The organism is Paraburkholderia tagetis (genome assembly GCF_022213065.1).
GTDB lineage: Bacteria > Pseudomonadota > Gammaproteobacteria > Burkholderiales > Burkholderiaceae > Paraburkholderia > Paraburkholderia tagetis.
In genome coordinates this window covers 1-2,361 of sequence record NZ_JAKLJA010000110.1, presented here as the reverse complement: position 1 = coordinate 2,361, position 2,361 = coordinate 1, and the positions used below count along the sequence as shown (strand labels likewise).

Genomic DNA, 2,361 nt, shown 5'->3' with positions numbered 1-2,361 from the left:
TGACTGACTTCCATCGCCTCCACGCCAACGTCGCCGCTCGATTATGATCGCCGCGACGCGGCTACGCTCGACCTTCAATTGCCCGCAAGCTGCCATGCCGTGTGCTGAAATCGTCGCTTACGCATGACCTGATCGCCTGCTATTGCAGAAGCCAGGTCGTCCGGCTCAATGCCAAATTCTTCCAACCGGTGGCGGAGATAAGCAATATGCTGTTCCGCTTTCGTTCATCCATATCGTTTTCATCCATGACTACCGTCCGACTGTTCTTCCAGATGATCTGCCGACAACCAGTCGGAATCGGATTCGATCTGCTCAATCGCGCTGGGTCGGGGAAGGGCAACCACCGCTTCCCAGCAGAAGATTAAGCGGCAGGTATCTCGTCAGGCCGCGTTTTAGCAGTCGTGATTCCGGCGCCGAGGCTGAGTGAATCCGGGTGCGAGAGCTCCTGCTATAGCCGTCATCCTAGCCCGCCGGTCACAGTCACTCATCCGTCAGTTCGCCTTATCCAAAGCCGACTAAAGATCCCAATTGTTCGTTTCGGGTTGGGGCATTTCTGAATTGTGGCGCGCCACTCTCGACCTGCGCCTTACTTACTGGCATAGTTCGGCGACTACTACGAATAGAAAAAGGAAATGAATGGCTACGCTTGAAAACGTGCAGGCGAAAATCGCCAGATTGCAGGCCCTGGCCGCAGCGCTTGCCGCGAAGCAGTCGTCCGGTGTCATCGCGAAGATTCGGGACATCATGGAAAAGCATGGCTTGACCATTGCAGACATCAAAGCCCATACCGTCGGCAAGAAACGTGGCCGCAAGCCAGGCGCCGCGACGGTTGCCAGGCCTGCGGCATCCGCGAAGTACCGTCATCCGAAGACGGGTGCCACCTGGACGGGGCACGGCCGCGCGCCGGCGTGGATCGCGAGCGCACGTGACCGGACGAAGTTCCTGATTGACAGCAGCACTGCACAACAGGCCATTGCTGCAAAGAAACCCGCAAAGGCGGGCAACTACGCGAAGGGCGCCCAGGCGCCGAAATATCGTGATCCAAAGAGTGGAGCGACATGGAGTGGCCGGGGTCGGGCACCGGCATGGCTGGCGGGTGCTAAAGATCGTTCGAAGTTTCTGATTGTTGCCGCGGAAGAGGGCACCGCGGGCTCAAAGGCCGTTTCGCCCAGGCAGGCAACCGTGAAAAAAGTCGCGACCAAAAAGGTAACGGGGAAAACGGTCGCCGCAAAGAAGGTCAAGGCAGTAACAAACCCGGCACCGGCGAAGAAGGCTGCGATCAAGAAAACTGCGGCGAAAAAATCGCTGGCGAGGAAGGCACCTGCGAAGCGGGCACCGCAGAATCCGGTCGCAGTTGCAGCCGCCAGTGACAGCGCCTCGGCGCCCGTCGCCGCGTGATTGACGCGACCTGATCGTCAGTGGAGTGAATGGTCAGAAGCGGGGCTTGTCGGTCCCGCTCTCATGACCAGGTGGTGCACCGGAATGCCACCTGGTGCGCGGACGCCTGACACGCTGAATCTAAAAAACTTGACCCGCGCAGGGCGGGTCACTTGTCCGGATAATACGCGCGCCGCTTAGACCGGCTTGATATTGGCGGCCTGCTTGCCCTTGGGCCCCATCTTCACTTCGAAGCTGACTTTCTGGTTTTCCTGCAAAGACTTGAAGCCTTCCGTCCTGATTTCGGAGAAGTGTGCAAACAGGTCTTCGCCGCCTTCGTCCGGCGTGATGAAACCAAAGCCCTTTGCATCGTTAAACCACTTCACTGTACCCGTTGCCATTTTTGAACCTGTAGATGTTGAACGTCGCATTCGCGACCGCAGTACCGCAGAGCGAGCGCCCGCGACGGAAGACTTTGTACCACGCCGAATGAGGCCTGCCAATCCGCAGGTCCACGGACCGCACACGGACCGGTTTTCGCCCGCCCGTCGTCATGGTGCCGGTAGCCACCGTGAGCGCGTCGACGCCAGTCAGGTGACGATTCGTATGGTTGGCGGCAATGCCGTAGTGCAGCGTCGAGGCGAGCGCGGCCAAGTGGGCGCAGACCGCAACAACCCGAACCGGCCGTGCGGGCGACGGACCGCGCGATACGGCTCGCCGGGTTCAGTAACCACCGCCTGAGGAATTTCTTGAACCGCCCGCCGCGCTGTCGGCACTCCGGTTCGTATCGCTGCCTGCGACAGCGGATACTGAGACCGCGGCCATGCCTACGCAAACCAGCCACCGTCGATAATTTAATTAAGCCTCTGTTGAATTTTCAGTGGGTGGTATCGTCCCGGTTTATCCATAACCAAGACGAAGGCAGGTCATGCACAGCAAGCTGTTCGAAGCCGCATTGGGTGTAAGTGATCCATGGTTCGTGAG

2 protein-coding genes and 2 pseudogenes are annotated in these 2,361 nt (G+C 59.0%); 1 reads left to right on the top strand and 3 read right to left on the bottom strand.

All coding sequences use genetic code 11. The features are described 5' to 3' along the window. Positions 1–113: 113 nt before the first annotated feature. Positions 114–232 (bottom strand): annotated as a pseudogene (locus L5014_RS38455) (H-NS histone family protein); the annotation flags it as partial. A gap of 404 nt (positions 233–636) precedes the next feature. Between L5014_RS38455 and L5014_RS38450 the strand changes: the two are divergent. Continuing rightward, the gene (locus L5014_RS38450; protein WP_238469080.1) at positions 637–1,398 is read left to right on the top strand and encodes an H-NS family nucleoid-associated regulatory protein; all 762 of its coding nucleotides are present in this window, start codon (positions 637–639) and stop codon (positions 1,396–1,398) included. 176 nt (positions 1,399–1,574) lie between these two features. Here L5014_RS38450 and L5014_RS38445 read toward each other — a convergent pair whose 3' ends face one another. Further along, a complete protein-coding gene (locus L5014_RS38445; protein WP_238469079.1) occupies positions 1,575–1,778 on the bottom strand; it encodes a cold-shock protein in 204 nt (67 codons plus the stop codon). Between the two features lie 148 nt (positions 1,779–1,926). After that, a pseudogene (locus tag L5014_RS38440) lies at positions 1,927–2,028 on the bottom strand (EamA/RhaT family transporter); the annotation flags it as partial. Positions 2,029–2,361 lie beyond the last annotated feature (333 nt).